Annotated in this window: 16 protein-coding genes; 7 read left to right on the plus strand and 9 right to left on the minus strand. The window is 42.3% G+C overall.

Going from position 1 to position 19,479, the window contains the following annotated elements; translation table 11 throughout:
• Positions 1–34 precede the first annotated feature (34 nt).
• Entirely contained in the window at positions 35–184 is a 150-nt protein-coding gene (gene psaJ, locus RRG12_RS06135; protein ID WP_069070099.1) for a photosystem I reaction center subunit IX, read from the plus strand.
• A gap of 273 nt (positions 185–457) precedes the next feature.
• Positions 458–979 (plus strand): photosystem I reaction center protein subunit XI, encoded by a 522-nt coding sequence (locus tag RRG12_RS06140; protein ID WP_069070100.1) that lies wholly within the window; start codon positions 458–460, stop codon positions 977–979.
• Positions 980–1,045: 66 nt separating this feature from the next.
• Here the strand turns inward: RRG12_RS06140 and gmk are convergent, their stop codons facing one another.
• Both gmk and remA read right to left on the minus strand, forming a co-directional pair.
• The gene (gmk, locus tag RRG12_RS06145; RefSeq protein ID WP_069070101.1) at positions 1,046–1,645 is read right to left on the minus strand and encodes a guanylate kinase; all 600 of its coding nucleotides are present in this window, start codon (positions 1,643–1,645) and stop codon (positions 1,046–1,048) included.
• A 286-nt stretch (positions 1,646–1,931) separates the two neighbouring features.
• A complete protein-coding gene (gene remA, locus RRG12_RS06150) occupies positions 1,932–2,198 on the minus strand; it encodes an extracellular matrix/biofilm regulator RemA (RefSeq protein ID WP_041233849.1) in 267 nt (88 codons plus the stop codon).
• A 253-nt stretch (positions 2,199–2,451) separates the two neighbouring features.
• On the opposite strand from remA, the gene RRG12_RS06155 reads away from it, so the two are divergent.
• Positions 2,452–3,477: a phosphotransferase enzyme family protein gene (locus tag RRG12_RS06155; protein WP_420758691.1), complete on the plus strand. Its 1,026-nt coding sequence runs from the start codon at positions 2,452–2,454 to the stop codon at positions 3,475–3,477.
• Positions 3,478–3,482: 5 nt separating this feature from the next.
• Here the strand turns inward: RRG12_RS06155 and RRG12_RS06160 are convergent, their stop codons facing one another.
• From RRG12_RS06160 to tyrS, 3 genes are read right to left on the minus strand one after another with little or no spacing between them, the layout of a single operon-like run.
• Positions 3,483–4,217 (minus strand): hypothetical protein, encoded by a 735-nt coding sequence (locus RRG12_RS06160; RefSeq protein WP_420758692.1) that lies wholly within the window; start codon positions 4,215–4,217, stop codon positions 3,483–3,485.
• Positions 4,214–4,945, minus strand: coding sequence for an orotidine-5'-phosphate decarboxylase (pyrF, locus tag RRG12_RS06165; RefSeq protein ID WP_420758693.1), 732 nt, complete (start codon positions 4,943–4,945; stop codon positions 4,214–4,216). Before pyrF ends, RRG12_RS06160 begins: the two co-directional genes overlap by 4 nt.
• A gap of 20 nt (positions 4,946–4,965) precedes the next feature.
• A complete protein-coding gene (gene tyrS / locus RRG12_RS06170) occupies positions 4,966–6,156 on the minus strand; it encodes a tyrosine--tRNA ligase (protein WP_420758694.1) in 1,191 nt (396 codons plus the stop codon).
• A gap of 173 nt (positions 6,157–6,329) precedes the next feature.
• On the opposite strand from tyrS, the gene RRG12_RS06175 reads away from it, so the two are divergent.
• Positions 6,330–8,255 carry a transglycosylase domain-containing protein gene (locus tag RRG12_RS06175; protein WP_069070103.1) on the plus strand — a complete coding sequence of 642 codons (1,926 nt, stop codon included), beginning with the start codon at positions 6,330–6,332 and terminating at the stop codon, positions 8,253–8,255.
• A gap of 84 nt (positions 8,256–8,339) precedes the next feature.
• On the opposite strand, the gene RRG12_RS06180 is transcribed toward RRG12_RS06175, so the two are convergent.
• Together RRG12_RS06180 and RRG12_RS06185 are read right to left on the minus strand one after the other, a co-directional pair.
• Entirely contained in the window at positions 8,340–8,663 is a 324-nt protein-coding gene (locus RRG12_RS06180) for a DUF1825 family protein (RefSeq protein ID WP_069070104.1), read from the minus strand.
• Between the two features lie 126 nt (positions 8,664–8,789).
• Entirely contained in the window at positions 8,790–9,722 is a 933-nt protein-coding gene (locus RRG12_RS06185; RefSeq protein WP_420758695.1) for a J domain-containing protein, read from the minus strand.
• A gap of 174 nt (positions 9,723–9,896) precedes the next feature.
• On the opposite strand from RRG12_RS06185, the gene RRG12_RS06190 reads away from it, so the two are divergent.
• Entirely contained in the window at positions 9,897–10,271 is a 375-nt protein-coding gene (locus tag RRG12_RS06190; protein ID WP_069070106.1) for an NINE protein, read from the plus strand.
• A 14-nt stretch (positions 10,272–10,285) separates the two neighbouring features.
• On the plus strand, positions 10,286–10,819 hold the full coding sequence (locus RRG12_RS06195) for a helix-hairpin-helix domain-containing protein (protein ID WP_420758696.1): 534 nt from the start codon (positions 10,286–10,288) through the stop codon (positions 10,817–10,819).
• An 85-nt stretch (positions 10,820–10,904) separates the two neighbouring features.
• Here the strand turns inward: RRG12_RS06195 and lepB are convergent, their stop codons facing one another.
• Positions 10,905–11,477: a signal peptidase I gene (lepB, locus tag RRG12_RS06200; RefSeq protein ID WP_420758697.1), complete on the minus strand. Its 573-nt coding sequence runs from the start codon at positions 11,475–11,477 to the stop codon at positions 10,905–10,907.
• A gap of 1,807 nt (positions 11,478–13,284) precedes the next feature.
• Here lepB and RRG12_RS06205 point away from each other — a divergent pair.
• Positions 13,285–14,196 carry a polysaccharide deacetylase family protein gene (locus RRG12_RS06205; protein WP_069070109.1) on the plus strand — a complete coding sequence of 304 codons (912 nt, stop codon included), beginning with the start codon at positions 13,285–13,287 and terminating at the stop codon, positions 14,194–14,196.
• 149 nt (positions 14,197–14,345) lie between these two features.
• Here RRG12_RS06205 and RRG12_RS06210 read toward each other — a convergent pair whose 3' ends face one another.
• Entirely contained in the window at positions 14,346–19,031 is a 4,686-nt protein-coding gene (locus RRG12_RS06210; protein WP_420758698.1) for a glutamate synthase-related protein, read from the minus strand.
• Positions 19,032–19,479 lie beyond the last annotated feature (448 nt).

A 19,479-nucleotide genomic window follows, 5' to 3' on the forward strand; every position in this document is an offset into this window, starting at 1 on the left:
CTTAACTAATTCATTCGTTTTGGAGACTAAATTCATGGCAGACAAAGGCGACCAATCATCTTATTTGATTAAATTCATTTCTACAGCGCCCGTTGCAGCTACTATATGGCTGTTTATCACAGCAGGTATCTTGATTGAATTCAACCGCTTTTTCCCCGACCTACTTTTCCACCCACTACCATAAGTGGAAAATTGGATTTAGCACAGTTGAATTTCTTGTGTTTTGCCTAATATTGTGTAGTGGATGTATTCAGCTTAGTTAAGCAGAATTATCACCAAAATAGTCAGCAAAAATAGTTTTTTGAAACTCGTGATTCTGTTTACAGATCGCGAGTTTCACAGGTTTAAAATTAGCTAAATTAATTTTTCTAAACTTCCTAGCAAAAAGACATCTTTAGCCACAATTATTATTAATATAAAAATGCCACCATTTTAATTTAGAGGCTGAACATAAAATATGGCACAAGCAGTAGATGCATCAAAGAATCTTCCCAGCGATCCAAGAAATCGGGAAGTTGTTTTTCCCGCATTCGGCGATCCTCAACTAGGCAATCTAGAAACCCCGGTTAATTCTTCTCCCTTGATCAAGGGATTCATTAATAATTTGCCTGCTTATCGCCCAGGTCTAGCTCCTGCTAGACGCGGTTTAGAAGTTGGCATGGCTCATGGTTACTTACTATTTGGCCCCTTTGCCAAATTAGGCCCACTGCGAGACACAGGTAATGCTAACTTAGCTGGATTATTGGGAGCCATAGGCTTGGTTGTTGTACTTACAGCTTGTCTATCTCTGTATTCCAATAGCAATCCGCCCAAAGCACTTCCTAGCGTTACCGTACCCAACCCTCCAGCAGATGCTTTTAACTCTAAAGAAAGCTGGAACAACTTCGGCAGTTCTTTCTTGATTGGTGGTATTGGTGGTGCAGTAGTTGCTTACTTTTTAACTAGTAATTTGGCACTAATTCAAGGTCTATTTGGTTAATTACTAGCAGTTAGGAGTTAGGAGTTAGGAGTTTAAATTTATAACTTCTAACTCCTAACTCCTAACTTATTTAAACAAAACCGTTTCAATGTCATTTAAAGCAGTTTCAAAATCGTCATTAACGATTTGAATGTCAAATTCATCTGCGGCTTGAATTTCTTCTTGGGCGCGGAGTAGACGACGGGCGATCGCTTCTTCGGAGTCTTGGGCACGAGAGCGGATTCGTTTCTCTAATTCATCAAATGAAGGCGGTAAAATAAAAATGCTGAGGGCACTGGGGAAGGAAGCACGAATTTGTCTTGCCCCTTCTAGTTCTATTTCCAACACCACCAACTTACCGGAATGAATTTGGTTAAGTACAGCTTCACGGGGTGTGCCGTAATAGTTACCAGCAAACTCTGCCCATTCTAAAAATTCACCTTCAGCAACTAATTGTTCAAACTTGCTGCGGCTGATGAAGTAATAATTTTTACCATCAATTTCCCCTGGACGGGGAGAACGTGTCGTCACGGATACGGAATAATAGAGTTCTGGATGACGCTCTAGGAGCGATCGCATTAAAGTGCCTTTGCCGACCCCACTGGGGCCAGTCAAAACAATTAACCTGCCTAAATGTAAGCATTTTTCGGTAGTAGCACTATTCTGGATGGGTAAAACTGGCATCATCCCTTCAACCTGTGAATCAATCAATAGATATTATTCATTAGTGTTGTGTTCTTGGTCTAGTCCACGGTGACTAAAGAATTTGTAGCAAGAGTGACAGAAAGCTTGTCTAATTCACATGTTACTGCCGATATGGTGCAAATAGAAGTGGGATTTAGGATTGTTAGTCTACTGTTAATAGTTCACCAAAGCAACTTTGTTAGGCAGCCATAAATTTGACAAAACGAAAGAAAAGACTTGTCTCTACTCCCCACCCTCACCCAGTAATTTTGGGTTGTTTGAGTACTAGTCAATTATCTACAGTTTGATGTTCACGGGAAATCACAAAGCGATTTGCTACCGTTTCCGGCTGAATCGCTGACAGAATGACGTGGCTGGAATCGGTGATAATTACAGCCCTAGTCCGACGACCGTAAGTTGCATCAATCAGTTGACCTCTGTCCCGTGCATCGGTAATAATCCGCTTAATCGGGGCAGACTCTGGACTGACAATGGCAACTACTCGGTTGGCAGACACGATGTTACCAAAGCCGATGTTGATTAATTGAATATCCATAAAAAAACTGACGCTAAACGCGGTTTGAAAAGCTTGAAATAAACTTATCCTCATGTTATCGCCAAAAAACAGGAGTTACAACGATTAAATTCAAGCCAGTCTGAGATTTTAAATAATGTCTGCTTTTTTTAGCTGTTTATCAGCTATTTTTCGTCAAAATCTTCCCAAAGACATAGGCGAAATTCCACTGATTCAAGCTAGTTGGGTGATGTACATTTATTTTGTTTGAAATAGGTATTTGAATCGGAAATTGATGGAGAGCAAAATCGATTGGAAGAGTCTCGCTTCAACTACGCTGGCTCAGTACAATCTCAGTGCAGTTCAAGTAGTATTCTTGGGTCATAGCGAAAATGTGACGTTTCGCGTTGACACTCGGAATAATCAAAATTTGGCGACATCTAAAGAAAATGATGAGCAAGGGTTATTTCTTCTCCGTATCCATTATCCGATCGCTAAGTTCCGCGATCGCATTTGGCAACAAAATGCCGTCATTGAGTCAGAACTCATGTGGCTGACTGCGTTGCATAGAGATACAGATTTGGTCGTCCCATACCCAGTACAGAACCTCAGTGGCAGTTTTATTACTTCTGTCCCAATTGATGAGACTAGCCGAACGCTCAACTGTACACTACTAAAGTGGGTCGATGGTTCCCCTCTCGACACTGAACCTACAGCGATGCAGGCTAGGGGAATCGGGGAACTTATGGCTCAGTTACACCAGCACGCCAGCCTTTGGGAATTGCCTTCAAGCTTCACACGACCAAAATATGACTGGGAGCAACTACACGCCTCACTAATGAAGCTGCGATCGTTAATAGATGCTGGTACGATATCTCTGACTGATTTCGCTGTGCTTGAGAGTGTCGTTCAGCAAATTAGTAATGTGATGACAGCACTAGAAAAAACACGTGCCAATTGGGGTTTGATTCACGCAGACCTGAATGAAAATAATTACATCTTTTATGTAGGTAAGGCGCGGGCTATCGACTTTTCCTGTTGTGGCTTTGGCTACTACCTTTATGACATTGCTCATACACTGCTGCATCTGTTTCCCGAAAACCGTAGATCGTTCGTCAGCGGATATCAAAGCGTGTGTCAACTGCGCGATGATTATCAGAGTATCTTGGAGGCGTTCTTTCTCGGAGCAATAATAAACAATTTTGCTTTTTTAGCGTCGCAGCCAAATGAACACAATTTCTTATTAGAAACTGTACCCTACATTAGTGAAAGCTTCTGTAGCAAATATCTTAGAGGCGAGGCATTTTTGTTCGAGTTATAGCTGTTCTACTTTGATCTTAAGGGTTCAATTTTGTCTCCTCGATTTACAGCACGCAACCGTCGTACACTTCCAGCTTGACAATCGCGTAACCAAGCTTTAACTCCTTGGGCAACAGTACCCTTACTACTATCGCGTGGCGGAGATAGTGGCTGCTGTGCTGAATCGGAACCAATTTGAGAAAACATCATCACTAGTTGCCAACCACTTGCAGTTTTAGTCAACAATAGCCAGTGGAATTGCTGCAACTCTACAAGTTTCTTTCCGATGTACTGCCGTTCTAAGCTAGTAAAGAAAACTTGCTCAATTCCTGATGCAGAGCTTTTAGGCGCATCTGCACTATATTCTTCAAGGTTAAGGGGCAGAGGAGTAAACTCAGGTCTTCCTGCCACTAGCATATAACTATAAACATCACTGCTTCTACTGAGGCGGCGGGCGCGTTGACTAGCGCGATTTGTATAACTAGGCAAATCTTCCAGTAGTTGTGTAGTTAATGTTTCTAAATTTTGCTCAGAACACAAAGACTTTGCGCCAGTATTGACATTTTCTCTTTGTGCTAGCACCAAAGGTTTAGGGGTGAGGTTTGTCGAGAACGCTGGGTAAGCAAGGCTATTTGATACTAAAACCCAGAAGCCATAAACTAAAAGCCAACTATAATTTTTCTTCCTGAGCGAAGAGGCAAGATTGTTCTCCTCTACACCCTGCACTCTGTCTCCCAGTTTCTCACTGACTCTTAGCTTCATGCCACCGTGGTTAACTCCTCAGAAATCCTTTTCCAGGCTAACTCAGGCTCAGTAGCAGTGGTGATGGGACGCCCAATTACTAGGTAATCTGCGCCGGCAATTATAGCTTGCGCTGGGGTGAGCGATCGCTTTTGATCTGCATTATCTGCCCAAGTCGGTCGTACTCCCGGACAAACTAGCAAAAAGTCATCTCCACAACTTTGTCGCAACTGCGCCACCTCTTGAGGCGAACAAACTGCCCCATCCAAACCAGATTCTTGAGCCAGCAGTGCCATTTCTAGAGCATATTCTGGCAATTCCAGAGGTATTTTTAAATCAAATGCTAATTGCCTCGCAGAAATGCTTGTTAGCAAAGTAATGGCAATTAACTTTGGTGGTTCTACACCTGCTTTTGCAGCCCCTTCCTGTGCAGCCTCAGTTGCAGCTTTCAGGGCATCCCTACCAGCAGTAGCATGAATTGTCAGTAAATCCACTCCGTATCTAGCTGCACTCCGGCAAGCACCAGCAACGGTATTGGGGATATCATTAAACTTTAAATCCAAGAAAATGCGCTTTTGCCGGGACTTTAATTCTTCTAGGATTTTCGGGCCAGTGCTGGTAAATAACTCTAAACCGACTTTCCACCAAACCACTTGAGGTAGCTGATCTATAAGAGCGATCGCACTTTGTTCATCCGGCACATCCAAAGCCACAATAATTCGTTGTTCTGCCTGTTCACCATTCCCCATTCCCTACTCCCCATTCCCATTTAAGGCACTAAACGCACAAACTTATTTTTCCCAACTTGTAAAACCTTACCTTGTAATTCACTAGGAGAATCGAAAGTGGTATCAGCATCAGTAATGCGATCGCCATCTAAACGCACTCCACCCTCTTGAATTTTCCGCTTTCCTTCACCTGTACTTTTGCACAAGCCACTGACATTGAGAATATACGCTAACTTAGTAGGAAATTGCTGTACGCCAGCTAGAGAAAATTCTGGGACAGCACCTTCCTTACCGCCGCTTTGGGCTGCTTCTTTGGCCTCTTGGGCTGCGGTTTCGCCGTGATACTGTTTCACAACTTCCCATGCTAGAAGTGTTTGGCGATCGCGGGGATTTTCTGGCAGTTGATCCAAAGGTAAATCCGTCAATAGTTCAAAATACTGCTCCAGCAGATGATCGGGAACTCCTTGCAACTTTTGATACTTTTGCCCTGGGTGTTCTGACAATCCGATATAATTACCTAAAGACTTAGACATTTTTTGCACCCCATCCGTGCCAATCAAAATTGGCAACAGCATCCCAAATTGGGGCTTTTGACCAAAATGGCGCTGCAAATCTCTGCCTACAGCAATGTTAAATTTCTGATCAGTCCCACCTAATTCCACATCTGCCTCAACTGCAACCGAATCAAAACCTTGCATTAACGGGTACAGGAACTCATGGATGAAAATTGGATTCTCTTTTTTATAGCGATCGGCAAATCCTTCCTTCGCCAACATCTGTCCCACCGTCATCGTGGAGAGTAACTCTAAAATTTTCTCTAACTTTAGTCCAGATAGCCATTCGGAGTTATAACGCACCTCTAACCTTCCTGGTGTGTCAAAATCCAAGATAGGACGTACTTGATCAAGATAAGTCTGAGCATTTTGCATTACGTCTGCTTCTGTAAGCTGACGACGCACTTCAGACTTACCAGTAGGATCGCCAATCCGCGCTGTAAAATCGCCAATAATTAAAACTGCTGTATGGCCTGCATCTTGAAAACCTCGCAGTTTTCGTACTGGTATGCTATGACCTAGATGAATATCAGTACCCGTTGGGTCAATCCCCAATTTGACCCTTAAAGGTTGGTTTGTAGTTAGTAAGAGCCTTTCTAAACTTTCGCTGTTAACATCAACTGATTGTGGGAAAACTTCTACTACACCACGACGCAGCCAAGCAAAATCTTGCGTCATCTTAAGAGACTCATTACTCGCTATGTTTTGCACACTAGAAGTTAAGTTGGTTATAAACACTTGCAATTTATCCACTTTCTCATCTGCCAAACTACTATAATTGCAAAAAATTAACCGCCTTGCTTCACCCAATCAATTACAGTTAAATTTACAAGTGAGGAAGTGAAATAGCCGTGTCGTCGTCTAGGACTTTTGAAGATAAACAGCCACAGCGTCGGGCTTCATCAGGTTTTGAGTTTTTGAAAGGAGTTGGTCAGGTAACTGGCGGTACTCTCCTCTCAATCACCATGCTGGCAAGTTCCATTGTAGCCGGAGGACTGGTTGGTTTAGCCATCAGTTTCCGTAATTTGCCAGATGTGAGACAGCTACGTAACTTCTTTCCCTCAGAAACTACTTACATCTATGACGTTAAGGGTAAACTTTTAACGAGTATCCACGGGGAAGCTAACCGAGAAGTCGTACCCCTAGATAGAATTTCCCCGAATCTCAAACGGGCGGTGTTGGCAAGTGAAGATAGCCACTTCTACGAACACCACGGTATCAACCCCACTGGTGTTGGACGTGCCGTAGTCGTTAACGCTGTAGCAGGTGGAGTCAAAGAGGGTGGCTCTACCGTTACTATGCAATTGGTAAAAAACCTATTTTTGTCTCGCAAGCGTGCCTTTACCCGTAAGTTAGCGGAGGGGGTGCTAGCAATTCGGTTAGAGCAAATTCTCACTAAAGATCAAATTTTAGAAATGTACCTCAATCAAGTTTATTGGGGTCATAACAATTATGGTGTACAAACAGCGGCCCGCAGTTACTTTAATAAATCAGCAGAATATTTAAGTTTGGGTGAGTCAGCGATGATGGCGGGTTTAATCCAAGCACCAGAAGAATTCAGCCCGTTTGCGAGTATGAAACTGGCAAAACAAAAGCAAAAAGAAGTGCTGGGACGGATGCTGGAATTAAGCTGGATCAACCAGTCAGAGTACGACAGTGCCCTCAAGCAAGAAATCAAACTTGGTAGAATCAAATCGTTTCAAGGTAGTGCCCTACCCTATGTAACTAATACTGTGGCGCAGGAGTTGGCCAAGAAGTTTGGGCGTGAGACACTACTCAAAGGCGGGATGCGGGTGCAAACTACAGTTGACGCCAACTTCCAAATGATGGCTGAGGAAACTGTCAGTAAGTGGCATAAATCACTGCTTGGGCAGGGATTATCTAAGAATCAAATCGCCTTGGTGGCAATTGATCCGCGCACGCATTTTATTAAAGCACTAGTGGGCGGTGTAGATCCTAAGACCAGTGAATTCAATCGTGCAACTCAATCTCAACGGCAGCCCGGATCTTCTTTTAAACCCTTTGTCTATTATGCTGCTTTCGCTACTGGTAAATATGGGCCGGACTCAACGGTGGTAGACTCTCCAGTTAGCTATCAAGATGGTAGTGGTCGCTACTCTCCCAGAAATTATGATGGGGGTTTTAGCGGGCCTATGCCAATCCGCACAGCTTTAGCCCAGTCGCGCAACATTCCCGTGATCAAGATTGGTAAGGCTGTTGGCATGAATAGAGTGATCGAAACTTGCCGTACCTTGGGCATCATGAGTCCGATGGAACCTGTTACCTCCCTACCTCTGGGTGCAATTGGTGTCACTCCCCTAGAAATGGCCAGTGCCTATGCTACCTTTGCTAATTATGGCTGGCAATCTCCACCAACTGTAATTGCTCGTGTCACCGATAGTAGTGGTAACGTGTTACTAGATAACACCCCTAAACCCCAGCTAGTTCTAGACCCTTGGGCATCAGCAGCAATCATTGATGTGATGCGAACTGTAGTTACTAATGGTACTGGTAAAGGTGCTGCGATCGCTCGCCCAAGTGCTGGGAAGACGGGTACAACCTCCTCAGAAAAAGATATTTGGTATGTTGGCACAGTACCACAGCTAACAACCGCTGTCTGGGTGGGGAGAGACGACAACAGACAATTAGCTAGCCGTGCGACGGGTGGCGGTATGGTTGCTCCCATCTGGAAAGATTTTATGGAGAAAGCACTTAAGAACGTACCAGTAGAAAACTTTAAGTCACCTTCCCAGTTTTCTCGGCCCAAGTCACAATAATTTTGGCTTTTGGCTCGCACTTTTGGCGTGCTTCCAGCACAATTTGGATTTTGGATTAATTGTCAATCCAAAATCTAAAATTGACTAAGCCTGTTTCTCTAGTTCGGCTTTCATCCGTTCTAAAGTGAGGTGCATTTGGTCAAACATTTGTTGCGGAGTTACACCGAACTGACCTAATTGTGTTTTCAGTTGTTCTACTGTCATTTGTGCCATAAAATCTTCGGATAGCTCGAAGCGCTTCATAAAGACGCGATATCGATCCATCATGGCTTCCATTTGCTCAATAAACAGCTTTTTACCATCGCGGTCAAATTTGCCGTAGTTGTTACCAAGCTTGATTAGCGCTTGATAATCCTCAAACAGCTGTTTTGCTTCTTGCTGAACTATCTCAGAATCGAAGAATCCCATATTGCTTATATTAAACTGAGCGTCCAGACTCAGTAGCTTAATAGTTTTACTTCTATTTATTATTTTAGTCTAGGGGAGTAATCTAGTGACAAAGCTTCGGTTTTAGTACGGTTTGTTACCGAAATTTCAACACTTGACTTGAGAACTTTTCTTTTGTGTAAACCGACCTAATAAAGCCGCAATACTCATCGCTTTAGCCATTGATTTAGGATTGGTGTTTTCACTCGGTTGAATTTTCAGTTCGGGAGCGTATTTTAAGGCTAGTGAATTTTGCGGGTTCAGTTTTAATGCTTGATAGATGTAAACCCTAGCCATCCCGATAAATTTCTGTTTGAGATGTACCATACCTAATAAAGCATAATAGTCGCTGTTATTTGGCTCTAACTTGATGGCATCGCGCAGTTCTTGCACGGCTAGGGGCCATTTGGCTAGCCTGACGTACTCAATAGCTCGCTGGTAGTGGCGTTGAGCGTAGTTTGTCAAAACTGGTTTGACATCAGTTTGTTCAGATAATGTCAATTCAACTGGCTTGACTTTTATCTCAGAGATGATGGGAGCAGCTTTTTGCGGTAGGAATAAGTCTGGTTTGTGCAACCGTAAGTATACCAAATTCAGTATAGTAATTTGTTGCGTCACCTGATAAAACTGATCTAGTGATTTATATTGAGCTTCTGCATAACAGGCGATCGCTTCTTCGTAAAATAATTCTGCTTGGGGTGTAGACATTTCGATCATTTCCTGAGCTATGGCACTTTGAGAAGACAAAGGCTTCTGCTCTGAAACTCTTGCGTCTGATCGCAGCATAGCGATCGCAATCAAGCGCTTCTGTCGATGTTTCAGCTGTTCATAAGCTGGATTGATTAAATAGCTAAATATTGCCGTAGCCAATTCTTGGTCTGGATTACAGTTTTTGGCATTGCGATCAGGATGTAGCAGCTTGGCTAAACTGTGATAGCGTTTAAAAATCTGGCGATCGTCAGCAATCACAGAAATTCCTAGCACAGCGTAAGGATCACAAAGCTGTTCAAGCCATTTTGGCGGTAGGAAGGTCTGTGACATAGTAGTAATAAAGCTGTTAAAAACTTAAAATTAGCATCAAAGCTCAATGCACAGTCATGTGAAACTTACTCAAATTTCTTCAAGTACTAAATTAATTCTAAAAGTCTGAAGGGCAAAGCAGGGTAGTTGACTGTCTGATTGTCGAACTGTGGTATTGGTAAATTTATTAGAAATATGTTGACTAAGCGTAAAAGCCGAAGTGTTGCCGCTGTCTTAGCTTTTTCTGGCACACTAACAATTTCAGGATTACATAAATTTTATTTGGGACAGCCGTTGTGGGGTATTTTGTATGTGTTGCTTTCCTGGACGCCGATCCCCAAGGTAGCTAGTGCCATTGAGGGAGTTTGGTATTTAGCCCAAGATGAAGAAGCTTTTGATCGTAATTTTAATCTAGGTAAGTCAGCAACAAGAAACTCACAAAGGGTAAGTAATCAGGTAGGAGCGATCGCTGATGCAATGCGGGAATTAGATGCTCTGCGCCAGGATGGACTGATTTCAGAGTATGAGTTTGAGCAAAAGCGCCGCCAATTGCTAGACCAGATTTCTTGAAGTGAGCGAAAATCATGAATAACTGGCTACCTTTGAATCCCAGGCTGCAAAAACTCCGCGCCAAGCTCCTCAACGATCCCTACTATCGTCTGCAATCTGGGGAAGAAATTCAGATGGCGGCAAAATTAGGTATTTGCATTGATGTTAATCAAGCGACTGTAGATGATTGGTTACGCCTACCAGGTTTGTCAATTCACCAAGCGCGATCGCTTGTAGAACTTTCACGTTCTGGTGTTAAATTTTACTGTATTGAAGATATTGCTGCGGCTTTGGCTATACCAGCGCCGCGCCTGGAGCCATTAAAGCCTCTGCTGAATTTTGTTTACTATGACCACGAATCTTTGGAAAATCCGACCCATTTAGTCAACCCGAATACAGCAACAGTTGAAAAATTAGCACAAATTCCATTTATAGATTTGTCTCTGGCGCAAGCAGTGGTGCAAAATCGGCAATCAGCCGGAACTTATCGGAACTTGGCTGATTTTCAGCGACGCTTGGAGTTAAGTGGTGATGCGATCGCTCAGATAATGTATTATTTGAGGTTTTAAGTTAAAAGTTAAAAGTTAGAAGTTTTAAATAACTCCTAACTCTGACAATTTTGGATTGAAGGAAAAATCCAAAATCTAAAATTGATTAAATGAACCCAATGCGATCGATAGGCCAAAAGCGAAACGTTGCCCGACCGATGACATTTTTTCTAGGTAAAAAGCCCCAATAGCGAGAGTCATTACTATCATTGCGGTTATCTCCCATGACAAAAAATTCGTCTTCTGGGACTTTCACCGGTTGGTATGGCTGATTTGGTGGTTCCGCGATGTAGTCTTCTGCCAAGGGTTGACCGTTGAGGTAGACTTTGCCAGAAGCAACACTAATTACCTCACCAGGCTGGCCAATAACCCGCTTGATGAAGGCTTGGTCTTTGGGATATCCTCGACGTTGTAGTTCTGCGGGTGGCTGAAAAACAATAATATCCCCAGTTATGGGAGGGTGAAAATGGTAGGAGATTTTTTCTACCACCAAGCGATCGCCTGTATGTAAGGTTGGCAACATCGAATCAGAAGGTATATAACGGGGTTCAGCGATAAAAGTCCTGATTAGGAATGCCAAACACAATGCGATCGCAATTAAAATCAGATTTTCTTGCCAACTACGCCATAATTTTAACGACGCACGCTCTTTTTCTGCATCACTTTCGTGAGGAATCATAAAAGTTTCTAGCCAGTTTAAGAAGTAAGACAAATACTTTGATTATTTTGACTCAAAAGGTATATTAATAGGAAAGCTGGGTTTAAAGTCAACCCATACAGATATTAAATAATACACTTATTGGAGCTAGCTAAGATAAGCAAAAGTACTGTAAATAAACTATGACCTGTCTAAGGCAATATAAGCTAATAATTAGGATTTATAAATAAATAATTAAAAATCTTAATTCTAATTAGTGTAATTATAAGGCAAGTTATGAGGCAGTTTTCAGCTTTGCTTCCTGCTGTTAAAAAAGTTAGTGAGCCACTGGTAGAGTGATACAGTCAATGATTTTTTTATGGGAGCAGAAAATTGTTTGTTGAGTGGCGAAACAATTTACCGAATGTCTGACAATATCTGCTTCACTTTGCTGAAAAAAGGCAGAGTGCAGTCTTCTTAGAGTCTGAGTTGTAAAAAAAAATATATTTTGATATGTATAGTAATCCGATTTTCTAAACTTATTTGCGTAGGGAGGGCATAGGAAAGAAGTGAATGGATATGTACTGAGTTTTATCAAAAATCAAATATAGGAATCCGCTTTGATTTCTGAACGAATTTGTGTAGACAGGCAATAGGCAACAGTCAAGAAGGCTTCTTAGTTGTACTGAGTTTTTTCAGAAATCAAATATGAGTCCTATATCCTTAAGTGATATTACGGTAGATAAATCACTATTCTAGTGTAATCTCCAATACATATTTTTAGGCAAGTAAAGTGTATTTAGTAAAAAATCTTACATTTCAATCTAGAATTTAATGGTTCAATAAATAGACACCATACTATTGCAATGCAATTATGATAACTTGCTCAGATGTATGTGATTAACTTCCGTAATTACACGGTGACGGTAAATATTAAATTGTACTATTAATTGAGATATAAATTTCCTTAGTTATCGAGAAAAACATTAACAGGTAGAAAGCTACTAGTAATTTCGGCTAAAGTATCAGCATCCAAAAGAGAACTAAACAGGCGATAGAATTGCTTTTGCTGAATGAGTCAAAAGTATCTACATTAACGAATAAGTGCCCCCTGGCAATGAGAAACTATATTGAATCAATTTTCGTCTGATCTATTTCCTAGAAGGTACAAGATAACATTCTGTCACTAGAAAACTTAACTTTTTCTTAAAAAGGAAGTAATAGCAGCAGGCAGTAGAATATATCTTATCAAGAATAGAACTAATAGTTTACTAGACTCTTTTTTGAAAGATACCTCGCCCTTCTTAAGTAGTTTTGTATGTTAATCAAATAATTTGCTAAGTTGTAAATTATACAGCTTTACTGTCAGAATGCTTGACTATAAAAACTTCAGTTCGCGAAAAGTGCAAATTGTAGGCTTGACAGTTTAGCTCATCTTATTTGCAAAACTATAAAACTTGAAAGGATAATGCTGCCTTAGCGGTGAATTGAAAAACAGCAACTAATTCAGAACTCCTATTAAGAGGATTTTGGGGTGTGGTTAATTATCTGATTGTGCTCCTTCTTAGAGCTAGCGGTAATAGCGTGCAAGTGCAGACTTTACCTTTTATAAGTGGGTTGACGTTCAATATTACCAAGTATCGTATATTCAACACTCGTCCAAATCTAGAGTATCTAGATTTCAGTTGAATCAGTATAGTCTGTCTTCTCGATTCTGAATTTCCGTTATTCTCAATTTCAATTTTCATGATTACCAGAAAGCAACTGGTATCTAAATATCTAAATAAAATGTGCTATAACGTACCGTCATAACCGTGGTTGATGGTTCGATCTTTGAAGGAGCTATGAGGTGGAAAACAATAAGTCGTTTCTGTGGCCAGAAGGAATATTAATTGCACTGCTTGCATTAGGTGGTGTTTTTAGCCTTGCTTTTATGATGCTTTTAAGACCAAATGTTTCAGAAGCTCAAAGTAGACAAAGTATAAATGTAAAGCGTGTAGCTGCAAACGTAGGAACTCAGCAGCGCATTGAGAAATTAAAGGCGTCGATGCTTACAAGTTGGCAGCAAGAAGCACAAACAAAAGGATTATCATATGCTTTACCATCACGTTTTCAAGGGGCAATAGTTAAAGCAGCAAAACTCATTCAGAGTGAGAAAGTGATTGCTCTCACCTTTGATGATGGCCCTTGGCCTGAAACCACAGGGCAAGTGCTAGATATTCTGAAATCAAATAATATCAAAGGGACGTTTTTTGTTGTCGGTCAGAACCTAAAGAATTATCCAGAATTAGGAAAGCAGATTGTCGCTCAAGGTCACGTCATTGGCAATCATACTTGGCATCACTGGTATCACTTCTTTAATCAACAAGCTGCTGCTTTTGAAATTGATCGTACAACAGAGCTAATTTATCAAATTACAGGTGCTAAAACAAATCTGTTCCGACCGCCTGGTGGCAACCTGCACAATGGATTAGTTACTTATGCTAAAGGTCAAAAATATAGTGTGGTGATGTGGTCAGCTGACTCCATAGACTACAAGTTGCCAACTGTACCAAAGTTAATCGATAACGTAATTAAAGATTCAAAACCTGGTGGTATTGTGCTAATGCATGATGGTGGTGGTAACCGTTCCAGAACTGTGCAAGCTTTACCAGAAATTATTAGCAACTTTAGAAAGCAAGGCTATCGCTTTGTGACTATTCCAGAACTTTTAGAAATGGAAGATACTGAGCAAAAATTGCTTGCTAACAAAAAGCAATAATTATTAATTATGGGTAGTTAGTCAATAGTAATTGGCTAAAAACTAAAATTATATTTTTTAATTAATAATACGTTATTTCTGAATCAGTAGGCTCGTAGTAAGGGCTAGAGCCACTTACTACGAGTCTTTAATTCTTCACGCCCACTTACTTAATGACTAGTCACTAAAGTGAACTCAGTTGTTTTTTCAGGATTAGCTTCTGGACTATCAGCTTCAGAAGGCGGGACTAATTGCCAGAATTTCGGCAAAAATTCTTGCCAGTTTTGCAAAATTTTCTTCGCTTTTGGTGAACCAGTGCGTTCTGCATGAGTTTGAATTAACTCTTGCAGTTGCTTTGCACCGACTTCTGTGATCACTCGCTGGATTTTGACAATTTCCGGGTTGACTAACTCACGGAATGAGTCGTCTTCATCTAAGAAGTATGCCAGTCCACCAGTCATTCCAGCGGCTACGTTACGTCCGACTTTACCGAGGACGACAATCACACCACCTGTCATGTATTCACAGCAATGATCCCCAGCGCCTTCAATCACTGCTATGCCTTTGGAGTTTCTCACAGCAAAGCGCTCTCCTGCTAGACCATTGGCAAATAACATCCCACCAGTAGCACCATAGAGGCATGTATTGCCAACTATCACATTTTGTGATGCGTTATAGGTAGCATCAGATGGGGGTTTGATGATGATCTCACCACCATGCATTCCTTTACCTACGTAGTCATTTGCCTCTCCTTCAAGGGTCAAAATTAAGCCGGGGAGATTGAAAGCACCAAAGCTTTGCCCAACACTACCTGTAAAGTTGAGATTAATTTGTCCTTCAAAGTCACTGTCACCGTATTGGGAAGCGATCGCACCCGCTAATCTAGTGCCTACTGTTCTGTCAGTATTGACAATAGGATAAGTCTTATTAACAGTGGATTGATCCCTTATGGCAGCCAGAATTTCGGGATCGGCAAGGAAATCGTCATCCAAAACCACGCCGTTGCTGTGAACTTCTTCATGTACCAACCAGCTACGATTGTCTCTGCTATTTGGTAGCTGAAGTAAACAGTCGAGATTCAGCGATCGCGTTTTGGTGAGTTTTACCTCTTGGCGCAGTTCTAACAAATCTGCACGTCCAATGATTTCTGACAAAGAACGGTAGCCAAGTCGGGCTAACAAACTCCGCACTTCTTCGGCTATGAAGTAAAAGAAGTTGACAACCTGTTCTGGTATTCCCGTAAACCGCTTGCGGAGTTCTTCTTTCTGGGATGCGACACCCACGGGGCAATTATTTGTGTGGCAGATACGCGCCATGATACAGCCTTCGGCAATCATGGCAATGGAGCCGAAACCGAATTCTTCAGCACCCATCAATGCACCTATTACCACATCCCAGCCACTCTTGAGTCCGCCATCTACGCGTAAAATCACGCGATCGCGCAGGCTATTTTCCATCAAAACCCGATGTACTTCACTTAAACCCAATTCCCACGGTGAGCCAGCATGTTTAATCGAACTAAGTGGTGATGCACCTGTACCACCATCATGACCAGAAATCTGGATAATATCAGCGTTTGCTTTCGCTACACCAGCAGCGATCGTGCCAATGCCAACTTCTGAAACTAGCTTCACCGACACCTTTGCTTTGGGATTAATTTGGTGCAGATCAAAAATCAGTTGTGCTAGGTCTTCAATGGAATAGATATCATGATGTGGTGGTGGTGAAATCAGTGTCACCCCTGGCTTCGAGCGCCTTAACATCGCAATGTATTGGCTCACCTTTGGCCCTGGTAGCTGTCCACCTTCCCCAGGCTTGGCACCTTGGGCAATTTTGATTTCAATTTGTTTGGCATTGACTAGATACGCTGGTGTGACACCAAAGCGTCCCGATGCCACTTGCTTAATGGCACTATAAGCTTGATCACCATTCCGCAATCCTTTTAAATGAGGTAGGGTTGGCGAGTGTCCAGATTCATCTACATCATCTAGAATTGTGTAGCGCACTGGATCTTCGCCGCCTTCTCCAGAATTTGATTTACCACCAATGCGGTTCATGGCGATCGCTAAAGTTTCATGGGCTTCTCTTGACAAAGCGCCTAAAGACATGCCGCCGGTGCAGAAGCGTTTGACAATCTCATATACCGATTCCACTTCTTCTAAAGCAACTGGGGTGCGATCGCCTTCAAAATCCAGCAAGTCCCGCAAAGCTGTTACTGGTCTGCCTTGGAGGTGCTTCTTGTAAACTTCGTAGTGATCGTAGTTTTTGCCATCTAGAGCCTTGTGTAGCGCCTTAACCATTTCTGGGCTATTCATGTGGTACTCGCCGTTAGGACGGTATTGTACAAAGCCTAGGTTTTCTAACTTATTAGCAGTCAGTTCTGGGAAAGCCTTGCTGTGGAAGGAAAGCACTTCACCAGCAAGTTCGCTCACACTCAAACCACCGATGCGGGAAGTCGTACCACGGAATCCCAGTTCGATTAAATCTCCGCCAATGCCAATAGCTTCAAAAATTTGGGCTGCTTGATAGCTGGAGAGTAGAGAAATTCCCATCTTAGAGAGAATTTTTAGTAAACCTGACTCTACTGCTTTGCGATAGTTTCCTAAAGCTTGTTCTAGGGTGAGAGTCGGAATTTTTTGCACACCCATTAACTTTTGAGTTTTGGGATCAGACCACCAACTACGCACCGTATCTAAAGCCATATACGGGCAAACTGCGCCAGCACCATAGCCAATCAGACAAGCAAAGTGATGGGTACTCCAACATTGGGCAGTATTGACAATCAGGGATGTTTTCATTCGCAACCCTTCCCGAATCAGATGGTGATGCACCGCACCGACTGCTAACAAGGGAGGAATGTAGGTGGATTCTGTGTTGATACTGTTATTGCTCTGGTCGCTTAATATTAAAATCTTTGCGCCAGCCCGGACTGACTCAGCTGCTTGTGCTTGTAAAGATTGGACTGCGGCCTTCAATCCTTCTGGTCCGCTGGCGATCGCAAATAGGGTTGACAATTCAGCCGTGGCAAATCCTGACAGCTTAATTGCTTCTAGTTCAGCATCCGTTAACACTGGCGACTCAAGTTTTAATCTCCGAGCATATTCTGCCTTGGGTTCTAATAAGTTACCCCGTTCCCCCAGTTCGACTTTCAAAGACATCACTAGCTTTTCGCGCAGCGGATCGATCGCTGGGTTAGTCACCTGAGCAAAGCGCTGTTTGAAATAGTCATAAAGCAGGTGTGGTTTTGTTGACAGCACCGCTAAGGGAATATCATCACCCATGCAGAAAGTCGGCTCTGAACCTGCGATCGCCATTGGATGAATCACCATTTCGACATCTTCTGTGGTGTAGCCAAAGGCAGTTTGACGCTGAAGTAAGGTTTGCTTGTCAGTAGTCAATTGTCCTGAGTCATTTGTCATTTGTCCTTTGCCATTGCCATTTGCTAATGACGGATGATCAATGACTAATGACTTTAATTCTTGACGGTGCTGTTGCAGCCATTCTCCATAAGGGTGCTGCTTGGCGATGCGCCCCTTTATATCCCAATTCTTCAGGACTTCATGATTTTCTAAATCCACGGCAATCATTTGCCCTGGGCCGAGTCTACCTTTCTCGACAATATCGGCTTCTGGAAAGTCCACTACACCAGCTTCGGAAGCTACAACAATGTAGTCATCTTTAGTAATCACGTAGCGAGCTGGTCTTAAACCATTACGATCTAGTGTTGCACCAACTTTTTTGCCATCACTAAATACTAAAAGGGCTGGGCCGTCCCACGCTTCTTGCAAACCACTGTAATATTCGTAGAAATCAACAATTTCTGGAAATTCACGTAAAGAAGGCTGATTTTGGTAAGCTTCTGGAACCATAATCATTAAAGCTTCCAAAGGGCTGCGTCCAGAGCAAACTAGCAATTCTGCTACATTGTCTAGGGTAGCTGAGTCGCTGTTGTCAATATGAACTAATGGTTTGAGTTCCTGAATGCGATCGCCCCATACAGGATGATTCAGGCTCGCTTCTCGTGCCATCATCCAATTGATGTTACCCAATAAGGTGTTGATTTCGCCGTTGTGACCCAAAAGCCGCATCGGTTGCGCTAGAGGCCATTTAGGCATCGTGTTCGTACTAAAGCGGCGGTGATAGACAGCAAAGGCACTTTTGTAAACTGGATTTTTTAAATCTTCATAAAAGTTGCCCAAGACAGCCGAACGCACCATGCCTTTGTAGACAATTGTCCGACTTGACAACGAGCAGATATAAAATTCTTCTGAGATGTTGGTTGCAACTTTACTAATTCGGCGGCGGCTGATGTACAACTGCCGTTCCAATTCATCACCGCTTTTGTCAACGGAAGCTAACAAAACTTGTTCAATCTGGGGCTGATTTTCTCTTGCTTGTACCCCAAGTAAATCAGATTGCACTGGTACTACTCGCCAACCCAGTACAATCAATTTTTCTTCAGCAGCTACTTGCTCAACAGTCGCCCTAGCTTTTTGTGCTGCTTCTTGGTCTTGTGGTAGAAATATCATCCCCACAGCTATATTATTGGTGGATGTAAATTCCTTCCCCCTTTGGGCAAAGTCTTGTTGGAACAACTCCCAAGGGATAGCTGTCAATACTCCAGCACCATCACCAGAGTCTTGATCAGCGCTACAACCTCCTCGATGTTCTAAGCAAGTTAAAGCAGCTAAGGCTTTTTCGACAATTTCGTGGCTGGTATGATTTTGGCGATGAGCAATAAAACCGACACCACAGGCATCTCGTTCCTCTACTAACCACTTTTGCCCCTGATAGGTATCTCTTGAGTTTATGTCCGCTGTGATTTTCTGGTCTTGATTCATCGGTTTATTATTCATACCCTGTTCCTGAAGTATTGAGTTACCAATTTTGCCACTACATTGTGGGCAAAAATTTCTAAATTCAGCGATGGAAAAATATGTAAGCACCGAAATTTAGGGAAAAAAAATTTTAACTTCGGTTTTACTTTACTAGTTCACCCGTGTTAAAATATTTGCGTCTCTTTTATGTGTTTATGCGGTGTTTGACAAGTTACCTCCGCCAAGACATTATTTTTGCCCTGACAGTTTCTTTTTTATATTTTGAAGTTAAGTATTTTCTCAATCCCTTTTTTCCAGATGCACGCTAGCTACTCGTAGAGCCTATTTTGGCTCACCTGAAACAAAACTAAAACTAAGCGCTGTGCTATGTTCTAAAGCCAAAGTCATCCTGATCCAGCAATAAAATCAGCGTATTACAATATATACCCATTTGACAATTCCCAAATATTTTTGTTGTTGTCTAGAA

It is taken from the genome of Nostoc sp. CALU 546, assembly GCF_048836525.1.